The sequence below is a fragment of the Lysinibacillus sp. BS3 genome (genome assembly GCF_039614735.1).
GTDB lineage: Bacteria > Bacillota > Bacilli > Bacillales_A > Planococcaceae > Lysinibacillus > Lysinibacillus capsici.
In genome coordinates, this window is record NZ_CP154860.1 from 1,824,481 (window position 1) to 1,845,830 (window position 21,350).

The window sequence follows — 21,350 nt, forward strand, 5'->3', positions numbered from 1 at the left end:
CTTATCGCTGTGCTTCTTTAAAGAAGGCTTGGTGTTTTTCTAATAAATCTACGGTTAAGGTAGTATCCCATTTTTTCAAATAGGTAGGAACGTGCTCGTCCTTTACTTGTTCTCCTTCATATAGAGCTACAGGATATTGCTCTAGAAGACCATCACGAGCCTCTGTTGCAATTACCTTTGCAATTTCTTTTGCTAATGCTTCCTCACCTTCTTTATCTACAACAGCTACAGATTCCGTTAAAGTGAAATTTCCTTCTGTCGGGTCAATATAATCAATCGGTAACCCTTCGTTTTTGGCATCAATAGCTTGGATACGTAAACCAAAGCCTGTAGCAACTTCTCCTGTTTTCACCTTTTTAATAGGGCCAGAGCCTGAACTTTCAATATGTGGTCCTGCATTTTTAATTAACTCGGCTAGAACTTTTTCCCCTTCCTCTTCACCATATTCCTTTATAATAGCTTGTACTAGAAGCCACCCAGTTGAGGAGTCCATAATGTTTGGGAATGACACTAAATCCTTATAGGCAGGGTCCGTCAAATCTTTAATGGATTTCGGAATAGATAGCCCCTTTTGTTGTAATACCTCTGTATTAATAAAGATAGAGCCTATATTGCCTAAAATCGGTAATGCATACGTAACACTCCCATCAAGAGGCTTTAAGTCTGAAGAAATATCCACAAACATAGATTTTGAGGTTTGTGCACTTTCTATAAAATAAGAAGCCATTGTTACAACATCTGCTTCAATATCTGTCCCTTCCGCCATCATTTTGCCACCTAACTCAGAAGTACCAAACGACTGGATTAAATACTTACCTTTATAGCCTTTATCATCTAATGTAGTTTCCATCACTTCAATAGCTTCATCATCAGCATTTGAATAAATGATGACTTGCTCTTTGGAATCTGCTGCTACTCCTCCACATGCAGCTAAAACGACTGCTGCTGCACTTACTGTCCCTAACATCATGCCTGTTGACTTCTTCATTTTGTAATCTCCTCCGTTTTTTCTTTATGTGCTGCTATATAATCACAACCTAATTTCACAATGAGGTTTGTACATAAAATGAATATCGATAAAACAAAAATATCGGTGTACTTTGCGAAATGCTGTAGCTCTTTTATCCTTGTCGATACAAGCATTGTCTTTGTGCTGACAAGAAAAATAACACCGCTGACTGTAACCATCGCATTTAAAAAATAGTAGCTAAACATTTGATAAATCGTTGGCCTAATATTCGGTAAAATAATTCGTATCACGGTTTTTAACCACGAATCCTTTAACAGCTCAGCTGTCACTTCCCACGTAGGATCCATTTTTTGCAATGAATTTTTCGCCATTAAATAAGGTGTCGTAAAAAAATGCACGATATTACATGCGATAATGATAAGAAAAGTACCCTTTAAAGAACTTCCATTAAAGAAAAATAAGTAGGATAATCCAAGTACCATACCTGGAACTGTATTTGTCATCATAGAAGTTACATCTAAGCTTTTTCTTCCCTTTAATGGTGTCCTTGTATTAAGAAGCGCCGACATAAATGTTATGCCCACACCTAATATTGCTGTTAGAACCGCTACGATGAGAGAATTGATGTAAACCTTTGTTAAATCTTTCTCTGCGAGTACATTTTGAACATGCTCTAATGTAAAGCTGAAATCGTACGGATAGCCTTTGGTAAAAGGCACGATAAACATGGTTGAAAAAATAATACATACAGCTGTTACACAGAGAATTGAATAAATTGTAAATAGCGCGTCTCGTAAACGATGCTTTACAAGTTCACTTTGCCCAACCTGTTTATATTGAAAATTAAAGCGCTCTAAAATCGTTAGCATGACAACACCTAATACAGCAGGTACTAGCATTAACACAGAAATGACTGCTCCACGTTCAAAATGCACAATGGAACCTAACATAGCTTGGTAGAGTTCAGTAGCTATTACCCTGTAATTGCCACCAACCGATGCAGGGATTCCAAAGTCTGTGAAGCTTAAAACAAATGTTAAAATAAATGCCCCGCCAATTGACCCAACCATAGGACGGTATACGGTATGATAAAAACGACGCATTGGCTGATCATGCATTAATATTGAAACAAGTAAAAAACGTTTATCGATATATTGCATGGAGTTTTGCATTAATATAAAAGCAACTGGTAATGTGTATAAGACGTAACCGATCACCAAGCCGTTATACCCATAGATTGTAAAAAGAGGCTGCCCCACTAGTTTTGTTAGAATTCCTTGATTCCCAAATGTATAAATCAATACAAAGCCATAGGTGATGGTTGGCAGTAGCATCGGCAAGGTAATTCCAATTTGAACTAGCTTTTTTGTATGGCGATGCATCGTAGTAAAATGAACAGCATAGGCCAACCAAAAGGCTAAAATGGTTGTAATCACTGATGCTACAAAAGAAACTTTAAAACTATTCGTAAAAGCTTCACGAATTTCGATATTCCGTAAAGCTTCTATATAATTTTGAGTGGTAACGACATTGCCTATTTTGAATGACTGCCAAAACATATAAAGCAATGGCACAATTAAAAAGAATAGAAAAAATAGTAGAATCGGTAGAAAAATTAATTTCATTATTTTATTCGTTTTAAGCATATGTTTCTCCAAACAATTGATAGATGTTATGTCGCTTAATATGAAGCTGCCTTAAGATAAAATCTTCTACAAATTGATTTTTTGGCGCTGTAACAATTTCATGAGGTGTGCCAAATTGAGCAACTGTACCTTCATTAATAATGATGACTTTATCCGATAAGGTAAGGGCTTCTTCCGGATCATGTGTCACGATAATCGTCGTCAAATTAAATTCACGGGCGATGGATTTAATACGTTCCTTTATAGATTCCTTTATAACGCCATCTAGTGCACTTAGTGGTTCGTCTAATAATAGAATTTTAGGTTGCATCACGAGTGTTCTTGCAATGGAAACGCGTTGTTTTTGCCCACCAGACAATTCATGAATCTTCTTATGCAAATGAGGAGCTAGCTCTAAAAAATCAATGTATTCTTGTATCTCCTCTTTGGACATTTTCACATTTTTATTTTTTAATCCATAAATGATATTGTCGTATGCATTTAAATGAGGAAATAACGCAAAATCCTGAAACACTATATTAAATCCTCTTTCTTGCATTGATTGCTTGGAAATATCTTGTCCATTGTAGACAAGCTGACCAGCAGTTGGATCTACAAGTCCTAAAATGATATTAAGCAAAGTAGTTTTACCGCAGCCACTCGGCCCTAGCAAAGAAATAATCTCACCTGATTCGACGGTTACATTGATATCTACTAAAACTTTTTTATTTTTATAGCTTTTTGAGATATTTTTTAGCTCTAACAAATTGGGTCACCTCACTCAGTTCTTAGCTTCAGTATAGAGACTATTTGTAAAGGAAAATGCTTATTTGTGTAAATGTTGAGTAAATTCTGACCAACTGTTGACAAAGTTATGGTTATTTTGAGTAAATATCTAGTAGAGGTGATGAAATGTATATGATAGAAAGGCAACACCAAATTTTGCAGTTTATACGTCAACATAAGGTAGTAAAATTAGTAACACTTACAAAAGAGTTTAACGTTTCAATGGAAACGATCCGTCGTGATGTCCAACAGTTGATGCAAGACAAAAAAATTGAAAAATTTTATGGGGGCGTTAAATATATTGAGCCAGTAGAAGGACTAATTGATCACCGACTTCACGAACAGTTAACAGAGAAAATCGCCATTGCCAAAGCATGTGCTTCGCTCGTTCAAGATGGGGAATGTATTTTCATTGATAGTGGAACAACCACCTATCAAATGACACCATTTTTATTGGACAAGGAAAAACTAACAGTGGTGACAAATTCACTACCTGTAGCATTTGATCTAATCGGCTCTAACATTGAGGTTATACTGCTTGGGGGTAAAGTACGCCATTCTGAAAAATCAGTGACATCAAATGAATTTTTATTTCGCTTCGAGCATCTTAATATCAATAAAGCTTTTATTTGCGCTAGTGGCGTTTCAATTGAAAAAGGCATATCTGATTTTAGCTTGGATGAAGCGATTACTAGAAAGCAAATTATTTCCATCTCTCAAAAAGTCTACGTAGCTACAGATTCCTCAAAATTTAATAAAGATGTAGCGATTCAAGTTTGTCCAGTGGATGACGTAGATGTCATTATCACAGATGACGCACTATCCAAAAAGACGATTCAACATTTTTCGGAAAAAGGTGTTCAAATAAAAACCGTCAATATGGCATAGACCATTAATCAATAAAAAACAACTAGTTGTAAATTTCACAACTAGTTGTTTTTCATTTTTAAATAATGGATAGCTTACGCATTATTTTAGAGAGACCATCCTCGTCTACATGGTCTGCAATATGATGAGCAACTGCCTTCACTCGCTCATGGCCATTTCCCATAGCAACACTTGTCCCAACTGCCTGTAGCATCTCAATATCATTTATGCCATCGCCAAAAGCAAAGGTATCTTGTAAAGTGATGCCCATTTTTTCAAGCACCTTTTCAATACCAGCAGCCTTCGAACCTCCCTTTGGCAAAATATCACAAGAATAACGATGCCAACGTACAAATTGAACATTTGGGAATGTTTCATTATATAAAGGTTCATCTTTTTCTTCCATAAAAATAAGTGTTTGATATACATTGTTCTGCATATAATAAGATGAGTCTAATTCTGGATACGGATATTTAAGAGTATCTAAGCTTTCAGCTACCATACGATGATCGCCAACTGAGGCAATCATCCGTTTATCATCTAAAAACACTACCGGTTCGTTACGCGCCTCACCAAAGGCAATAATTTTAGCTAGTTCATCTTTCGCAATCCCATTTGTATAGACAACCTCACCTTTATAGACAACATATTGGCCATTGAAGGTAACATACGTATCGATCTCTAATTCTTCTAGCAATGACTCAATCATAAATGGTGCTCGACCAGTAGCAATTGCCAATTCATAACCATTACGTCGTGCTGTCAAAAGTGCCTCTTTTGCAGATGAAGGTAACTTTTTTTCACTGTTATAGAGAGTACCATCGACATCAAAAAATAAAATTTTGTTCATTCTATTAACCCTTTCCATAAATATTATCCTTTCAAGCTAAATGACTTTACATAGACAATAATTTTAATTATAATGATCCTAAGGAGTGATGTGCCATGCTGAAGAAACTCAAACGAAAATTATTGAAGCAACTTCGCGGCGTACTCGGAAAAAAATCAATTGCCTAACATTTGCCCTTCATTATTTGAAGGGCTTTTCTTTATTTTAGAGGAAGTGCGTGATAATATAAAGGAAATGCATTTATTTGGCTATACGCAACCACTGTCTCACTACTTCCTATACAATTTTATAACATAGTGCACATCTGAAGCATTGAGATACAAGTATTACAAACGTACATTTCTTCAATAAAAGAAATTCGTTGTTTTCTTGTAGCACGTGTGTGGTAGTAGTCAAAGGTGCAAGAAAATTGTACGCAATTAAAGGAGAGCAAACTATGATTTACAAAGTTTATTATCAAGAAAATGCAAATGAGATTCCAGTTCGCGAAAATACTAAAAGTCTATACCTAGAAGCTACTTCAGAACGTGAAGTACGTGAAAAGCTAAAAGACCGAAACTATAACATCGAGTTCATTCAACTGCTTGAGGGTAACTACTTAGAGTACGAACAAGCAAGCCCGAACTTCGTCTTGGAGGAAATTTAACAAACATGAAGTTTGTTAAAAATGACCAAGCAGCTGTTTTCGCGCTCGGCGGACTGGGCGAAATCGGCAAAAACACTTATGGCGTTCAATTTCAAGATGAAATTATCTTAATTGACGCCGGTATAAAATTTCCAGAAGACGACTTACTCGGCATTGACTATGTTATTCCTGATTACACGTACTTAGTACGTAATGTCGATAAAATCAAAGGACTGTTTATTACCCATGGGCATGAGGATCATATTGGTGGTATTCCATACCTTTTACGTCAAGTAAATATCCCTGTCTATGGCGGTAAGCTTGCACTTGGCTTATTACGTAATAAATTAGAAGAACATGGCTTGCTACGTACAACAAAACTCATTGAAATTAAAGAAGAGGATGTTATTAAATTCAGAAAAACATCTGTTAGCTTCTTTAGAACAACACATAGTATTCCTGATGCTTATGGAATTGTTGTTAAAACACCACCTGGTAATATCGTTCACACAGGTGACTTTAAATTTGACTTTACACCAGTGGGTGAACCAGCCAACCTAACAAAGATGGCTGAAATCGGACGTGATGGCGTGCTTTGCTTACTATCTGATAGTACTAACGCTGAAAAGCCTAATTTCACAATGTCAGAGCGCACAGTTGGAAAAAGTATCGACGAGATTTTCCGTAAGGTGGATAGCCGTATTATTTTTGCTACCTTTGCATCAAATATTCACCGTTTACAGCAAGCCACAGACGCAGCCGTAAAATACGGAAGAAAGATTGCTGTCTTTGGTCGCTCAATGGACAATGCTATTACGATTGGTCGTGAGCTAGGTTACATTACTGCTCCAAAGGATACATTTATTGATGCTCAAAGCATCAATCGACTTCCTGCAAACGAAGTGATGATTTTATGTACAGGCTCTCAAGGTGAACCAATGGCTGCCTTGTCACGTATTGCCAACGGGACACATCGTCAGATTCAAATACAGCCTGGCGATACAGTTATCTTTTCTTCTTCACCAGTACCAGGTAATACCGTGAGTGTTAATAAAATCATTAATTTATTGTTCCGTGCAGGTGCAGAAGTCATTCATGGTGCATTAAACAACATTCATACATCTGGTCACGGATCTCAAGAAGAACAAAAACTGATGCTTCGTTTAATGAAGCCTAAGTTCTTTATGCCTATCCATGGTGAATTCCGTATGTTAAAAATGCATACACATTTAGCTGAAGATTGCGATGTTCCACTAGACAATACATTTGTTATGGAAAATGGTGATGTTCTAGCACTAAGTGCCAATGAAGCACATGTAGCTGGGCGTATTCCTTCAGGAGATGTTTACATTGATGGCAATGGTATTGGCGATATCGGTAATATCGTGTTACGTGATCGCCGTATTCTTTCTGAAGAAGGTTTAGTGATTGTAGTTGTAAGTGTTGATATGGAAAACCAAAAAATTGTTTCTGGCCCTGACATCATCTCACGTGGATTTGTCTATATGCGTGAATCAGGTACGATGATCAACGAGGCACAAAAAATGCTAAACCGTCATCTGAATGAAACAATTCAAAGCAAAACTCCTCAATGGACAGAATTGAAAAATGAAATTACAGACGTATTGGGACCTTATCTATTCGAAAAAACAAAACGTCGTCCAATGATCTTACCGATTATTATGGAGGTTTAACCTCGTAAAAAGAAACTATGTAAAATTTACATAGTTTCTTTTTTATTTTTGAAACCTCCTTTTTATTTTTGCGTATATAGTAATAACAACATCAAAAAGGAGCGTTTTTATGCTAGATAAAATTCTTCATTCCTTACTCAATAGTAAATCCAAACGCCATTATTCTTCATCAAGTAGCCGTAGTAGATATTCAAAGCGACATAATTATTATGGTCACAAGCATTATAAGCGTGGCTCTCGTAAAAGCTCACGCAGTTTTTTCAGCTCTATGAGTTTCTTTAGTAGCTAATGTGGTGGAAACGAATTTCCGAAAAAAGTTTTGACCAGGCTGTAGAACTTTACATAGCCGAACATCCCGATTTTTCTTTTAAAAAATTCCTTGGCTATGGCTCATATGGTCGTACGTATTTAATTGAAGATTGCTCGTCAGCAAGTCTATTTGTTTTAAAATGCTTGCGACCCAAACATCGTCACCACCAGAAAACCATTCATAAATTTCAACAAGAAATTCACATACTCCAGCAACTTTCACTACCCTATGTTCCTACCATCCATTCAGCAGGAACAATTTCAGACAGCCCATTTTTTATCATGGACTATGTCAATGGGCAAACTTTTGAGGAGCTTATTTTTCAGAATGGTACCAAATTTACAATTGCTCAATCCCTTGCTATTACAAAGCAATTATTAGAGCAAATTGTACAGTTACACAATTATGGTATTGTACATCGCGATTTACGGATTCCGAATATATTGTTAGTGGGTCAGCAATTGCATATTATTGACTTTGGTCTAGCTACCACTTATCAAAAGCAAATCGATATCTCTACGATTGAAAATCCAAAACGCGCCGAAAATCATATTAGTGATCTTTATTTTGTCGGCCATTTTTTATTATTTTTACTATACTCAGACTACAAGCCAAGCAAGAAAAAAGAGAAAGTTTGGCAGCAGGAATTAAAATTACCAATCAAAGTCCAAGATTTTCTTGAGCGCCTATTATGGATTCAAGAACCCTTTGCAAGTGCGTTAGAGGCCTTGCAATCTATGCCCCCATTCATAGATAAAAACCATTAAAAATAGAATTGTTCACCGCCAAACGTGAACAATTCTATCCTAGAGTTCAAATATTAAAGTATTTTGCAGTTACATATGCAATCCAATGATACGCTGGGTCTAAACGTAGATTTTCAATTAGCCCCTTAATGATTGCTTTACCATAAGTAGGATTTTCTATTTCTTGCTTTAACAACTCAATGGATTCTTTTTCTATAGAATCCTCAGTATGATTTATATTTTGCTCCAATAATTGTAGTAAAGCATCTTTTGACACGTCTTCCTCACACGGCTTTGCAATAAACGGCACAAGATCTGCTGTAATAAATGGAATGGTTGTATGATGGGCAATAATATCTGTCTTTTCTGCTAAAGATTTAGCTAATTGCTCTAAATCAAGTGGCATATCTGAAAAAATAAAAAGCTCAGCATAGCTCTTCATAAATCCTTTTATGCAGTACATTACATCATATTTCATTTCTTTTAATTGATCCTGATAAAGCTGCTCAAGCATATAGAGAATTGATTTCGACATTTCTGCTTCATACGCTGTTATTTTATGAAATAGCTCTTTTTTTGTTAAAAAGACCTTTTCATTAAAGAATACACGTGCAGATGCAGAATGGTCTTTGAATGCTTGAAAAATACTTTTATAAAATTCAACCAAAACAGTTTCTTTGCTATACGTTCCTCTGACTACTTGGTCAACATCTGTAATAAACTGCTGTAAATAGTAATCAACCATAGATATAACAAGCTCATCTTTGGTTTTGAAGGATAAATAAAATGCACCTTTAGAAATCCCGCAGCGTTCTGTAATTTGTTGTACTGACGTAGCTTCAAAACCCTGTTCAGAAAACAGTTCTAACGCTTTCTCCATAATTAATTGCTTTTTTAACATATTTTTAACTCTCTCCTAATGCATTTCGTTGACAAATGACCGATTAGTCATTAGTATAAATAATTGAATTTAGATAGTCAATAAAGGGTAGGTGTGAAGGTGAAAGGTTTAGTTAATTTCGTATTAAAGAACAAATTGGCAGTGTGGTTATTAACAATTATCATCACTGTCTCTGGTATTTATTCGGGTACAAGGATGAAAATGGAATCGATACCTGATATTTCGATCCCGTATTTAATTGTCATGGGCGTATATCCTGGCGCAACGCCTGAACAAGTCATGAATGAACTTTCCATTCCGTTCGAAAAATCCATAGAAAGTTTAGAAGATGTGAAGGCTGTTTACTCAACTTCCTCTTCCAACGTAGCACAAGTTCAAGTGGAATACGACTATGGAATTGATATGGATGAGAAAAAACGTCAATTAGAAGCAGCTTTAGATAATCTTAAACTACCTGAAGGTGCTCAAGAGCCTACTATTATGGCAATCAGCATGAACATGATGCCCGTAGTCGCTTTATCTGTAAGTAGCTCTAAGGAAGATATTGTTGATTTAACTTCAACAGTAGAAGAAGTTTTACTGCCTAAAATCGAAAAGATTGATGGTGTTGCATCTGCTACCATCACAGGTCAGCATATTGAACAAGTATCGTTTAAATACGATGAAAAAAAAATGGCAGCACTTGGTTTAACAGAGGAAACTGTTAAACAAATGATTCAGGCAAGTGATATGTCACTGTCACTTGGTTTATATCAATTTACTGTCGGGGAACAAGCCGTTTCAGTAGATGGTAAGGTAAAATCAGTGGATGAACTGAAAGACTTATTAATTCCAGTTACACCTTCAGCTACAAATCCTTCACCTTTCGTTCGTCTAGGTGATATTGCAAAAATTGAAGTAGAAGGTAAAGTGCAATCTGTTTCACGTACAAATGGTCAAGATGCCATTGCTATTCAAATCGTAAAAGGCCAAGATGCGAATACGGTAACAGTTGTTAATGCCGTAAAAGACCTTATGAAGGATGAGGAAAAACGATTAGATGGCTTAAACGTAGAGATCTCTCTTGACCAAGGTGCCCCAATTGAAGATTCTGTATTTACAATGATCGAAAAAGCAGTCTTTGGTGGCGCAATTGCCGTATTAATCATTTTACTATTCTTACGTGATTTCAAATCAACGATTATTTCAATTATTTCTATCCCAGTTTCTATCTTTATGGCATTACTCCTATTAAACTGGATGGATATTACTTTAAACATCATGACCCTCGGCGCGATTACCGTCGCAATCGGTCGTGTTATCGATGACTCAATCGTAGTTGTAGAAAATATTTACCGACGAATTCACTTAAAACAAGAAAAACTTACAGGTCGTGCCCTAATTCGCGAAGCAACAATTGAAATGTTCAAACCCATTCTTTCTTCAACATTGGTAACGGTCGCTGTATTCGCTCCTCTTATTTTCGTAGGTGGTATGGTAGGCGAATTATTCATGCCATTTGCCCTTACAATGACATTTGCATTAGGTGCATCGTTATTAGTTGCGATCACAATCGTACCTGCTTTATCTCACTTCTTATTCCGTAAAAAGTTATACGGTGAGAAGACTGAAAGCCAACATAAAGAAGTTGGTAAACTTGCTACCTGGTACAAAGGTGTCTTAGAAAAAGTATTAAATCACAAAATTATTACATCTGTCCTTGCGATTCTTTTACTTGTTGGTTCTCTTGCATTAACACCACTTATTGGTTTTAGTTTTATGGGCTCACAAGAAGAAAAAGTTATGTACTTAACGTATACGCCTGCAACGGGAGAGCTGGCTGACGAAACGGCAGCAAATGTTGAAAAAGTAGAAAAAGAATTAATGAAACGTAAAGATGTTGATATTTTACAAGTTTCCATTACAGATGCGAAGAATGTCGATCCATCAGCAATGATGATGGGTGGAGGTGCTGGCGGTGCCTTAATGTACCTTATCTTTGATCCGGATATGGAAGACTTCCCTAAAGCTCGTGATGAGGTTGAAGACTATGTATTTAACATCGGGCAATCAGGAGAATGGAAGTCTCAAAACTTCACTTCTATGTCGATGTCATCAAACGAAGTCAGCTATACACTGTATAGTGATGATTTAGATAAACTTCGAGATGCTGTGAAACAAGTAGAGGGTGCTCTAAAAGAAGTGGATGGCTTAGAAGATATTAAATCTGATAATGAAGATCCATACGTAGAGCATGTGCTAAAAGTTGAACAAAAAAATGTCCTTCAATACGGGTTAACGACAGCTCAAATCGTGATGGCATTAAATTCAAATACATCGCAAGAAGTATTAACTACCGTGAAAAACGATGGTAAAGATATCGATGTCATCGTTCAACGCGATGCTAAAGCAGCTGCGACTTCACTTGATGATGTCTTAGCCACTGAAATTAAAACAGCATTAGGTACAACAATGACTATCGGAGAATTAGTAGATGTTGAGGAAGGTACAACACTTAACTCATTATCTCGTTCAAAAGGTGAATATTTCGCAACAGTATCTGGTACGATTATCGGTGACGATATTTCAAAAGCCACTACTGCTGCTGATAAAAAAATTGATAAATTAGATTTACAAAAAGGTGTAACACTTGGTGTTGCTGGTGTTGCTGCAGATATGCAAGAAACATTCACTAAGCTTGGTATTGCGATGTTAGCAGCCATTGCCATTGTTTACTTCATTCTAGTGGTAACATTCGGAGAAGGTTTAGCTCCATTCGCTATTCTTTTCTCACTACCATTCGCAGTAATTGGTGCATTTATTGGTTTATTCGTTACAGGGCAGACTATTTCTGTATCTGTCATGATGGGTCTATTGATGTTGATTGGTATCGTCGTAACAAATGCCATCGTATTAGTTGACCGTATCATTCATATGGAACATGATGGTCTTGCCATGCGTGAAGCGATCCTTGAAGCAGGAGCAACACGTTTACGTCCTATCCTGATGACAGCCATCGCTACAATTGGAGCTATGATTCCAATGGCACTTGGTACTGGCGGTAGTGGGTTAATTTCCAAAGACTTAGCTATTACTGTAATTGGCGGTTTATTATCTTCTACCCTATTAACACTCGTTGTTGTACCAATTGTTTATGAAATGCTATCTAAAATGTTAAAGAAAAACCGTAAAGATATTGAAGAAAATTAATAAAAAAAAACAACCACTCATGCAATCTTTGCGCGAGTGGTTATTTTTTATCCTAAGCTTTTTATTGATTTTCTATTACTACAAAAACTTCCTTGCTTTCCACACCTGTATTTGATACAGCCTTAATGCCGTATGTATAGCTATGCTTAGCAAGAGCTGACTTGTCCACAAATTTAGTGAATCCATCCATATTATAAACAACATCCACTATATTTCGAGGGTCATCATAAGAGCCTTCTTTGTTTCCTGTAAAACGATAAATGACATACTTGCGTGGTTGTGTTTCATTTTCGTCTATAATCTCTATCTTACGACCTGCCGCTTCCTTTGTCACTTGCACAAAAGTCGGCACGTTCGGCACTGTGTCATCATCCCAAGTTGTTTCTGGTGTCAGTGCTGTGTAATTATATAATTGTTGACTAACAATCGTTGCATAGCCTAGTTTATTGTTTTGAAAGCTTCTCAAGGAGAAATGCATTTGCCCCTCAGCCGCTACCTTTTCCGAACGATTCGCTAGTATTTGACTAGGTAGCTCCATTTTATTTTTCCATGCTGCATCACTATCATTGCCAACTTTGTAATCAGCAAGCCCAATGTATAGATGTACAGGGTGTGTTGTTGCGTAGGTTTGCACTTCATGGCTCCACCAATCTAGCAGCGTTCCATATTTCGCAACAGATAATGTTCTTGACCAATAAATTTGTGGTGTAATGTAATCAATTGTGCCATTTTGAATCCATGTTCTGACGTCTGCATATAAATCATCGTAATTATTAACACCAGCCCTTGTATCGCTTCCTGTTTTATCTAGCGATTTATTGCGCCATACACCAAATGGTGAAATACCAAATTGAACATATGGCTTTGTGTCTTTAATGGCCGTGTAAAGATTTTCTACAAGACGGTTGACATTATCTCGTCGCCAATCCTCCACCTTTTTGAAGGAAGCACCATAGTTTTTAAAAGCTGCTTGATCTGGAAAAACTTCATTAGCAACTTTATATGGATAAAAATAATCATCCATATGCACTGCGTCAATATCATAATTGGCTACTAGCTCTCTTACTACTTCAACTAAATAGTCTTGTACTTCTGGTAAACCAGGATTTAAATAATATTGCTTACCGTATTTGATAACCCAATTTGGATGTGTTCTAGCCACATTATCAGCAGCAAGGTCTGTCAGTTTTTGTCCAGACATTGTTACACGATAAGGATTCATCCATGCATGTAGCTCCATACCCCGTTTATGACTTTCCTCTATCATGATCGCAAGAGGATCGTAGCCTGGATTCGTGCCTTGCTTTTTGCCTGTTATGTAAGATGACCATGGCGCTAAATCAGAGGCATACATTGCATCATTTGTTGGTCTTACTTGATAAATAACAGTATTGAATTTATTGGCTTTTAGTTGATCCAAAGTTTGGCGTGTCCAAGCCGTGTACTGCTCCTTCGTCATACCTGCTTTCATATCAAGATTAAGAACGGTTGAAATCCAGACAGCCCTCATCTCCCTTTTTGGCTGTGTCGTGCTTGCCATGGCAGTCTTTGTAGGGATTGTCGATAGGCATAACACAAAAATCATCGCGACTAAAGTTAAGATCTTCCATTTACTATTTTTCTTTCTCATATTTCCTCCATTTGCTATTTTTCTATTTTAGTATATGACAAGTACTCGCTATATGCACGTCTCCGAAGCAACTTTATCGGAAACAATGCAAGCAGATAATAAGTTTCATCTCTAACAAACGTTCTCGATAGTTTCAAAATATGTATAAAAAAACTACTGAAAAGACAATGTATAGTACTTTTCCTTTAAAGAAATCGATAAATATAGATGCATGGCGTTTCATTTTATGAGATTCATTTTACAATTTCCAAATTTTTAAATTCAACCTAGTTTTTGCTTAATTCATTCTTTACGCATCGATGAACTTTATGCTACAATCAACACAACTTATATAGAACGGAGGGTATTCCAAATGACAGCTTCAATTAGACTACGATTTCACCTTATTAATTAAATATGTGTACACTTTGCCTGCTGTGCAAGGGAAATGGAATTAGGTCTAGTCTGTTTTAGGAATACTGGAAAAGAGGGGACTTCTACTCCCCTCTTTTTTTGTGTTGTCTTTTACTTTCCACACAGGCACTACTGTTAGAAAGGGATGACGAAATTGGAACATTGGAAACGTAACACAATACTTTTTTTAAGTAGTCAAACGATTTCACTTTTTGGCTCTGCTCTTGTGCAATATGCCATTACATGGTATATCACACTTACAACACAATCAGGCAGCATGATGACCATCGCGATCATTTGCGGCTTTTTACCAACCTTCTTCTTAGCACCTATTGCTGGTGTCTGGGCAGATCGCTATAACCGTAAATGGCTTATTATTTTAGCAGATGGAATGATTGCCTTATCTACGCTAATTCTAGCTATTTTATTTTTAATCGGCTATGATGAGCTCTGGCTACTATTTGTTATATCAGCCGTACGCGCAGTTGGTGCAGGTATTCAAACACCAGCAGTGGGCGCAATTTTGCCACAATTTGTTCCTGAAGAGCATTTAATGAAGGTTAATGGTGCAAATAGTAGTATTCAAGCCTTCATCATGATTCTTGCACCTATGGCAAGTGGTGCATTATTAACGATGGCTTCTATTGAATCCATTTTCTTTATTGATGTGACAACAGCGGCTATTGCCATCGCTATCTTCTTATTATTTCTGCATATCCCTGCACATGCAAAAGCTAATCAGCCACAAACAACAGGCTATTTTAGTGATATGAAACAAGGCTTCATCTATATTAAAGAGCATGCTTTCTTGAAACAATTATTCTTGTTCTTTGCCTTTTTCATGCTGCTTGCTGCACCTGCTGCCTTTTTAACGCCTTTACAAGTTACACGAACTTTTGGCAATGATGTATGGCGTTTGACTGCCATCGAAATGGCCTTTGCCATTGGGATGTTAATCGGTGGTATCGCAATCGCAACATGGGGTGGCTTTAAAAATAAAGTGCATACAATGACATTATCTGCTTTGTTATTTGGTCTTTGTACAATAGCTCTCGGCGTCATTCCTATTTTTTGGTTGTATCTCGGAATCATGGCCATTACTGGCATAGCCATGCCAATCTTTAATACACCTGCAACGGTGTTATTACAAGAAAAAGTGGAAAGTGACTATATGGGAAGAGTATTTGGCATTCTTAGTATGATATCTACCTCTATGATGCCTTTAGGAATGCTAATTTTCGGGCCAATAGCTGATATTATTGCTATTGAGTGGCTACTCATCGGTACAGGATTATTACTCTTCATCCAAGGATTTTTCCTTCTGGGCAGTAAAGTCTTATTAAAAGCTGGTAAACCTACTGCTGAGCATGTTGACTCGCTAGAAAAAAAGTGAAGATTTTATTTCAAGAAAATTGTTAATAAAAAAAATAACATTTAAATTTAGCCTATACACAATCTCAAACAACGTTGACGCTAAAAAAGCCTTGCTTTATGCAGGGCTTTTTCCATCTTAATTTATGTCTTGGGAATAATTTTTTGTGCTTTAGCATCTTGCTTCCCACAATATCTGAATTGTAATTATTTAAAATTTAAATGGTCATGAAGATCTCTTCCAATACGCAACAACTTCGGTATCCAAAAATTTTAGATGTTGCCCTTAAAGGAATTTAAAGATATGTATTAGGAAATAGGACGCTTAGAATTTATCTGTACATTTTTCACCATAACTTATTAAAATACGGACTTTAATCTAATTGAACTAAATATAATAACGATGAATAGGACGTCCTACGTTTCCATATTGTATATCTACTTTTAATAGTTTCTGCTTTTCTAAAAAGTCTAGATAGCGTCTAGCTGTAACACGTGCTGTACCTATATAAGCTGATACCTCCTCCGCTGATACTGCCTCGCCACTTTTTTTTATATATGCAAGTACCTTATCTAAGGTAGCTCGATTAAACCCTTTTGGGAGTTCTTCTATAAGAATGGCATCCATTCCTGTTGTTTCTACTACAATTTGCTCAGGAAGACGCTGTTGCATTAAATGATCGACATCATGCTGAGTTAAATCTTGCATCCCGCTTATTTTCCTTCTATAGCTTTGATAATTTTTTAAAGTCTGCTCAATCCGCTCAAACGTAAAGGGCTTCATAATATAATCATAGACACCTAAGTGTAATATTCGCTGCACAGTGGGCATATCATTCGCAGCTGTTACAGCAATAACATCAACATGAAGATGCTCTTCTCGTATTTTCCCTAACGTAATAATGCCATCCTGCTCTGGCATAAAAATGTCCATAAAGACAAGCTCTGGGGTTAATTGTTTAATTTTTTGAATTCCCTCAATTCCATTGCTAGCATAGCCAACTAATGAAAAACCTTTGATTTGTTCAATAAATTGTCTGTTCACTTCTCGTACCATTGGATCATCTTCAATCAATAAGACATTTATTACATCCATCTATACTTCTCCTAACTCAAATAAAATTAAGAAACTTGTTCCTTTCATAAATTCACTTGTTACTTCAATATCTCCATTGCCTTTTCTTACAATTTCATAGACTAAATGCAAGCCAATGCCTCGATTTTCACTAGCCTTTGACGAAAATCCATTTTCAAACATACGCTCCTGCACCTCTTTAGTCATGCCAATCCCGTTATCGGTAACTGCAATCGCTAAGACGCCATCATGCTCGTCTACAGAGATGGCTACATATTTATCTTCCTTAGAAAGTACATTTAATGCCTCAAAAGCATTTTCAATTAAATTGCCAAACAACACAACAAAATCATGATGATCTAATAGAGGTGGAAAGCGTTTAAAATGACTTTTCCGATCAATTTCAACCTCGATACCCAGTTCTTTTCCATAACTTACTTTACTTAATAACAAACCTGAAATATTTTCATTATGAAAGCGTTCATTTAAAAATTTCGTTAATGAGGCTTCATTTTCAGTAGTAACAGTAACATATTCAAGTGCTTGCTTTGTATGTCCCAATTGCAGTAGTCCCGCAATCGTATGAATCTTATTTTTATGCTCATGGGTTTGTACACGTAATGCTTGAACAAAGGCCTTTACACCTGTTACTTCCTCCGCAAGCTTTTTCACAGCTGTTAAATCTTTAAACATAGCAACTGCACCAACTAGCTCTCCATTCACAATAATAGGTACACGATTACTTAAGATACTATGATGATTAATGTAAAGCTCTTGATCATAAACAGGTGTTGCTGTTTCAACAATTTCAGGCAGACGGGTATCAGGCAAAACGTCATAAATCTTTTGTCCAATACAGTCCTCTATTTTCCTAGTAACACCTAAAATATCGGCCGCTTTTTCATTAAAAATGGTGATATTCATTTCCTTATCTACCGCTATTATTCCCTCATGCATGGCATTAAAGGTTTCTGTTCTTTCCACATACATTTTTGCAATTTCATGAGGTTCAAGCCCAAACATTTGTTTTTTTATATGTCGTCCTAGTGTATAGGCACCGAAAATACTAAAAATCAGTGATATAACAATAGTTATCATAATTTCTCGCTCATAACTTTGTAACATTTCCAGAAAATCTGGTAATGAATAGCCAACGACTACAATGCCCACTTGTTCCCTTTTATCATTAATAATTGGCACGAAAGCCCGTATCATAACACCCGATTCTCCACGTGCCTTTGATACATAATAATGTTCACTAAATGCGGCGTTTAAATCCTGCGACTCACTGCGTTTTCCTATTTCCTTACTTACTGGGTGTGATAGTTTAATACGCTCCATATTCATTACAACAATATACTCGGCCTTATGAATCACTCTAATGCCATCTACAATTTTATTAATATTTTTTGCAGATTCTTTTATATTGGCATTTTCCAGATGTACACTAAGCTCTGGTACATTTGATACAGTTCTTGCCACAAGCATTGCTCGCTGTCCAAAATCTTTTTCCTGTTCAGATAATAGGTTACCGAGTAAAAAAATACCACCTAGTAAAAAGGAGAGTGCAATGATTAAAAATGTCACTAACAGTATTTTGCCGTTCACAGGCATTTTCATCATTAAAAAATTCCTTCCTTTCAAATTTGCATTCTCATAATCAGTGGCACACATATTTAGTTTTAAGATTATCTGCAAAAAAATCTTTTGACAACATATTTAGTCGATATAAGTAGCAGAAAATATTGAATTTAATGAACAATATTATAAACTGATAATTTAAAAAGAACTTAATTATCACTCTATGTTTTTGTATTATAACAATAATTAATTAACTATAGCGTACCATAACAGAGATAGTTATTGATATTACTATATTTATATGTAAATGTAAGTAAATGTACTTAATGAACGATATGATTCTTATTTTCTAAATCTCTTTTTTAAAGAAATATTCGCTATGATACTTTTAGTGAAAGCGATATCAAAGAGAAAATTTAGAAAAGAGGTAGCAAAAAATGAAGTTACTGAAAAATTTGACTATTCAGGTTATAGTGGCTATCATACTTGGGATTATTGTCGGAGCCATTTTCCCCGAGTTCGGTGCCAGCTTGAAAATCTTAGCAGACCTATTCATCAAATTAATTAAAATGTTAATTGCGCCTATTATTTTCCTAACAGTTGTTATTGGAATCGGCAGTATGGGAGATATGAAAAAGGTCGGGAAAATCGGAGGTAAGGCATTGCTTTACTTCGAAATAGTTTCCACAATTGCATTAGCAATCGGAATTGCTGTTGCTTTAATCGTAAGTCCTGGTACGGGCTTGGATACATCAGGTGCATCTGATGCTGATATTTCAAAATATACAACTGCTGCAGCTGAATCTGAGCAAGGCTTGGGTGCCTTCATTTCTAGTATTATTCCAGAAAATGTAGTTGGTGCATTGGCAACTGGTCAATTATTACCAGTCCTATTCTCTGCTGTTTTATTTGGCTTAGCAGCTGCCTCAATCGGTGCACCCGCAAAACCAGTCATCACATTCTTTGAGCAAGTAGCAGAGATATTCTTCAAGATTGTAAGTATGGTTATGAAAATATCACCAATCGGAGCTTTTGGTGCAATGGCCTATACAATTGGAAATTTTGGTTTAAAATCTTTAGGTAATCTAGGTTTATTAATGGCTGCCGTATATATAACAATGTTTTTATTTGTTGTCTTTATTTTAGGTGCCATTGCAAAGTTCTTTGGATTCAACATCTTTAAATTTATCGCTTATATCAAAGATGAGATTTTCTTAGTAATCGGGACTTCCTCTTCTGAATCAGCTCTGCCATCTATGATGCGAAAGCTTGAGAACTATGGTTGCTCGAAGCAGGTTGTAGGTTTAGTCGTTCCTACAGGGTACTCCTTCAATCTAGATGGGACTTCCATCTACCTGTCCATGGCTGCATTGTTTATCGCACAAGCATATGGAATGGAACTAACTTGGATTCAAATCATTACACTGCTCGGAATTTTAATGATTACTTCTAAAGGTGCAGCAGGTGTAACAGGCTCAGGATTTATTACATTAGCAGCAACTTTGGCTGCCTTCCCAATGATACCAGTGGAAGGAATAGCGCTGTTAATCGGTGTAGATCGCTTTATGTCTGAGGCTCGAGCTGTTACAAATTTAATTGGTAATGGCGTAGCTTGTGTTGTCGTGTCAAAATCTGAAAAAGAGTTTGACACAGCTATGGAAGAACGTGCACTTCAGGGAAAGACCACTATATCTTCCTAACAAAAATGGTAGGAATGATAGCCATCTCTGTTTCACTATACTCATTATCATTCGAGTAAAAGCTATGTCCTTATGGATTGACGCTGACAACAAACAATTAGCTTACACTATCACCCAAAATAAAATGTTTACACTCTAGTAAAAAAGTGAAAGTTAATAGTAAGAGGTGATAGTGAATGAATGATAAAAAACAGGCAAAAACACGTAATACGAATAACCCTGATGTTTTGGATACAGATAAAGAAAGCATTTTTGATAAACACGAGGACATGAAAACAGTAGATCCAATACCTGTCGAAGAATTGAATGAAAAAGTGAAAGATGAACAATATAAAACCAAAACTAAGGATTCCTCTGCAACAGATAAGCGCTATCCTTAATGTGATCGCTGCAAAAATGAATAAATATAAAAAGTCGACCTAATTCATAATTATAGGTCGACTTTTTTATATACTATTTGTTAAAGGGGGTAAATCATGAGTAAAATACCAATTATGAAAACGGAAAGGTTACTATTAAGACCAATTACACATGGGGATTTAGAAGCAATGTATGACTACTCTTCCAGTAAAAATGTGGCGCGTTATGTGACATGGCAAGCACACACGAGCTTAGAGGATACAAAGGCTTTTATGGCATTAATTTTTAATGGCTATCAGCAAGGCAATTTGATGTTATGGGGTATTGAATATGCAGGCACAATTATTGGAACGATTGATTTTGTGACGATTAATGACACCCATAAATACGCGGAAATTGGCTATGTGCTTTCTGAGGATTTTTGGAATAAGGGGTTCACAACAGAAGCAACAAAAAAACTCATTGACTTCGGTTTTAATGAATTAGATTTAGTACGTATCCAAGCACGATGCTTTGAAGAAAACATTGGCTCACAAAAGGTTATGGAGAAGTCAGGTATGCAGTTTGAAGGGTTATTACGGAAAAGTATGCTTGTTAAGGGACAATACCAAAATGTAAAAATGTACGCTATCACTGATGATGATTATAGGAACCTCTAGAAAATAAAGCCTTGCTAC

At 36.2% G+C, this 21,350-nt stretch carries 17 protein-coding genes; 9 read left to right on the top strand and 8 right to left on the bottom strand.

Annotation, left to right across the window (positions count from 1 at the left end; genetic code table 11):
- Position 1: 1 nt before the first annotated feature.
- Genes AAJG31_RS09350 through AAJG31_RS09360 form a run of 3 tightly spaced genes read right to left on the bottom strand, consistent with a single transcriptional unit; the run spans position 2 to position 3,361 of the window.
- Positions 2 to 988 (bottom strand): extracellular solute-binding protein, encoded by a 987-nt coding sequence (locus tag AAJG31_RS09350; RefSeq protein ID WP_279494064.1) that lies wholly within the window; start codon positions 986 to 988, stop codon positions 2 to 4.
- The gene (locus AAJG31_RS09355; RefSeq protein WP_279494063.1) at positions 985 to 2,616 is read right to left on the bottom strand and encodes an ABC transporter permease subunit; all 1,632 of its coding nucleotides are present in this window, start codon (positions 2,614 to 2,616) and stop codon (positions 985 to 987) included. The genes AAJG31_RS09350 and AAJG31_RS09355 overlap by 4 nt, the downstream gene beginning before the upstream one ends.
- Positions 2,609 to 3,361 carry an ABC transporter ATP-binding protein gene (locus tag AAJG31_RS09360; protein WP_048391952.1) on the bottom strand — a complete coding sequence of 251 codons (753 nt, stop codon included), beginning with the start codon at positions 3,359 to 3,361 and terminating at the stop codon, positions 2,609 to 2,611. The genes AAJG31_RS09355 and AAJG31_RS09360 overlap by 8 nt, the downstream gene beginning before the upstream one ends.
- A gap of 146 nt (positions 3,362 to 3,507) precedes the next feature.
- Between AAJG31_RS09360 and AAJG31_RS09365 the strand changes: the two genes are divergently transcribed.
- The gene (locus tag AAJG31_RS09365) at positions 3,508 to 4,269 is read left to right on the top strand and encodes a DeoR/GlpR family DNA-binding transcription regulator (RefSeq protein WP_048391953.1); all 762 of its coding nucleotides are present in this window, start codon (positions 3,508 to 3,510) and stop codon (positions 4,267 to 4,269) included.
- A 58-nt stretch (positions 4,270 to 4,327) separates the two neighbouring features.
- Here AAJG31_RS09365 and AAJG31_RS09370 read toward each other — a convergent pair whose 3' ends face one another.
- Positions 4,328 to 5,098: a Cof-type HAD-IIB family hydrolase gene (locus tag AAJG31_RS09370; RefSeq protein WP_279494061.1), complete on the bottom strand. Its 771-nt coding sequence runs from the start codon at positions 5,096 to 5,098 to the stop codon at positions 4,328 to 4,330.
- Between the two features lie 436 nt (positions 5,099 to 5,534).
- Here AAJG31_RS09370 and AAJG31_RS09375 point away from each other — a divergent pair, with 436 nt between their 5' ends.
- The 3 genes from AAJG31_RS09375 to AAJG31_RS09385 all read left to right on the top strand — a co-directional run bounded on the left by AAJG31_RS09375 (position 5,535) and on the right by AAJG31_RS09385 (position 8,494).
- Positions 5,535 to 5,744, top strand: a complete 210-nt coding sequence (locus tag AAJG31_RS09375) for a DNA-directed RNA polymerase subunit epsilon (protein ID WP_004224712.1) — start codon at positions 5,535 to 5,537, stop codon at positions 5,742 to 5,744.
- Positions 5,745 to 5,749: 5 nt separating this feature from the next.
- Positions 5,750 to 7,417, top strand: a complete 1,668-nt coding sequence (gene rnjA, locus AAJG31_RS09380; RefSeq protein WP_004224711.1) for a ribonuclease J1 — start codon at positions 5,750 to 5,752, stop codon at positions 7,415 to 7,417.
- 288 nt (positions 7,418 to 7,705) lie between these two features.
- Complete coding sequence (locus AAJG31_RS09385; protein WP_279494058.1) at positions 7,706 to 8,494, top strand: protein kinase; 789 nt, start codon at positions 7,706 to 7,708, stop codon at positions 8,492 to 8,494.
- Between the two features lie 46 nt (positions 8,495 to 8,540).
- Here the strand turns inward: AAJG31_RS09385 and AAJG31_RS09390 are convergent, their stop codons facing one another.
- Positions 8,541 to 9,374, bottom strand: coding sequence for a TetR/AcrR family transcriptional regulator (locus tag AAJG31_RS09390; RefSeq protein WP_269898969.1), 834 nt, complete (start codon positions 9,372 to 9,374; stop codon positions 8,541 to 8,543).
- A gap of 99 nt (positions 9,375 to 9,473) precedes the next feature.
- Here AAJG31_RS09390 and AAJG31_RS09395 point away from each other — a divergent pair, with 99 nt between their 5' ends.
- Positions 9,474 to 12,563, top strand: a complete 3,090-nt coding sequence (locus tag AAJG31_RS09395; protein WP_279494056.1) for an efflux RND transporter permease subunit — start codon at positions 9,474 to 9,476, stop codon at positions 12,561 to 12,563.
- A 61-nt stretch (positions 12,564 to 12,624) separates the two neighbouring features.
- On the opposite strand, the gene AAJG31_RS09400 is transcribed toward AAJG31_RS09395, so the two are convergent.
- Complete coding sequence (locus AAJG31_RS09400) at positions 12,625 to 14,193, bottom strand: family 10 glycosylhydrolase (protein WP_054549828.1); 1,569 nt, start codon at positions 14,191 to 14,193, stop codon at positions 12,625 to 12,627.
- A gap of 538 nt (positions 14,194 to 14,731) precedes the next feature.
- Between AAJG31_RS09400 and AAJG31_RS09405 the strand changes: the two genes are divergently transcribed.
- Positions 14,732 to 15,979, top strand: a complete 1,248-nt coding sequence (locus AAJG31_RS09405) for an MFS transporter (protein WP_054549827.1) — start codon at positions 14,732 to 14,734, stop codon at positions 15,977 to 15,979.
- 366 nt (positions 15,980 to 16,345) lie between these two features.
- Here the strand turns inward: AAJG31_RS09405 and AAJG31_RS09410 are convergent, their stop codons facing one another.
- Complete coding sequence (locus tag AAJG31_RS09410; protein ID WP_048391959.1) at positions 16,346 to 17,053, bottom strand: response regulator; 708 nt, start codon at positions 17,051 to 17,053, stop codon at positions 16,346 to 16,348.
- Positions 17,054 to 18,655, bottom strand: a complete 1,602-nt coding sequence (locus AAJG31_RS09415) for a sensor histidine kinase (RefSeq protein WP_054549826.1) — start codon at positions 18,653 to 18,655, stop codon at positions 17,054 to 17,056.
- Positions 18,656 to 19,050: 395 nt separating this feature from the next.
- On the opposite strand from AAJG31_RS09415, the gene AAJG31_RS09420 reads away from it, so the two are divergent.
- From AAJG31_RS09420 to AAJG31_RS09430, 3 genes are all read left to right on the top strand, one after another.
- Entirely contained in the window at positions 19,051 to 20,313 is a 1,263-nt protein-coding gene (locus tag AAJG31_RS09420) for a dicarboxylate/amino acid:cation symporter (RefSeq protein WP_054549825.1), read from the top strand.
- A gap of 176 nt (positions 20,314 to 20,489) precedes the next feature.
- On the top strand, positions 20,490 to 20,693 hold the full coding sequence (locus AAJG31_RS09425) for a hypothetical protein (RefSeq protein ID WP_279494052.1): 204 nt from the start codon (positions 20,490 to 20,492) through the stop codon (positions 20,691 to 20,693).
- A 96-nt stretch (positions 20,694 to 20,789) separates the two neighbouring features.
- Entirely contained in the window at positions 20,790 to 21,332 is a 543-nt protein-coding gene (locus AAJG31_RS09430) for a GNAT family protein (RefSeq protein ID WP_279494051.1), read from the top strand.
- Positions 21,333 to 21,350 lie beyond the last annotated feature (18 nt).

Bases quoted from the DNA above. Each gene is read 5' to 3' on its own strand.
- AAJG31_RS09350 (WP_279494064.1), bottom strand. From the start codon at position 988: ATGAAGAAGTCAACAGGCATGATGTTAGGGACAGTAAGTGCAGCAGCA.
- AAJG31_RS09355 (WP_279494063.1), bottom strand. From the start codon at position 2,616: ATGCTTAAAACGAATAAAATAATGAAATTAATTTTTCTACCGATTCTA.
- AAJG31_RS09365 (WP_048391953.1), top strand. From the start codon at position 3,508: ATGTATATGATAGAAAGGCAACACCAAATTTTGCAGTTTATACGTCAA.
- AAJG31_RS09370 (WP_279494061.1), bottom strand. From the start codon at position 5,098: ATGAACAAAATTTTATTTTTTGATGTCGATGGTACTCTCTATAACAGT.
- AAJG31_RS09375 (WP_004224712.1), top strand. From the start codon at position 5,535: ATGATTTACAAAGTTTATTATCAAGAAAATGCAAATGAGATTCCAGTT.
- rnjA (WP_004224711.1), top strand. From the start codon at position 5,750: ATGAAGTTTGTTAAAAATGACCAAGCAGCTGTTTTCGCGCTCGGCGGA.
- AAJG31_RS09385 (WP_279494058.1), top strand. From the start codon at position 7,706: ATGTGGTGGAAACGAATTTCCGAAAAAAGTTTTGACCAGGCTGTAGAA.
- AAJG31_RS09390 (WP_269898969.1), bottom strand. From the start codon at position 9,374: ATGTTAAAAAAGCAATTAATTATGGAGAAAGCGTTAGAACTGTTTTCT.
- AAJG31_RS09400 (WP_054549828.1), bottom strand. From the start codon at position 14,193: ATGAGAAAGAAAAATAGTAAATGGAAGATCTTAACTTTAGTCGCGATG.
- AAJG31_RS09405 (WP_054549827.1), top strand. From the start codon at position 14,732: ATGACGAAATTGGAACATTGGAAACGTAACACAATACTTTTTTTAAGT.
- AAJG31_RS09410 (WP_048391959.1), bottom strand. From the start codon at position 17,053: ATGGATGTAATAAATGTCTTATTGATTGAAGATGATCCAATGGTACGA.
- AAJG31_RS09415 (WP_054549826.1), bottom strand. From the start codon at position 18,655: ATGATGAAAATGCCTGTGAACGGCAAAATACTGTTAGTGACATTTTTA.
- AAJG31_RS09420 (WP_054549825.1), top strand. From the start codon at position 19,051: ATGAAGTTACTGAAAAATTTGACTATTCAGGTTATAGTGGCTATCATA.
- AAJG31_RS09425 (WP_279494052.1), top strand. From the start codon at position 20,490: ATGAATGATAAAAAACAGGCAAAAACACGTAATACGAATAACCCTGAT.
- AAJG31_RS09430 (WP_279494051.1), top strand. From the start codon at position 20,790: ATGAGTAAAATACCAATTATGAAAACGGAAAGGTTACTATTAAGACCA.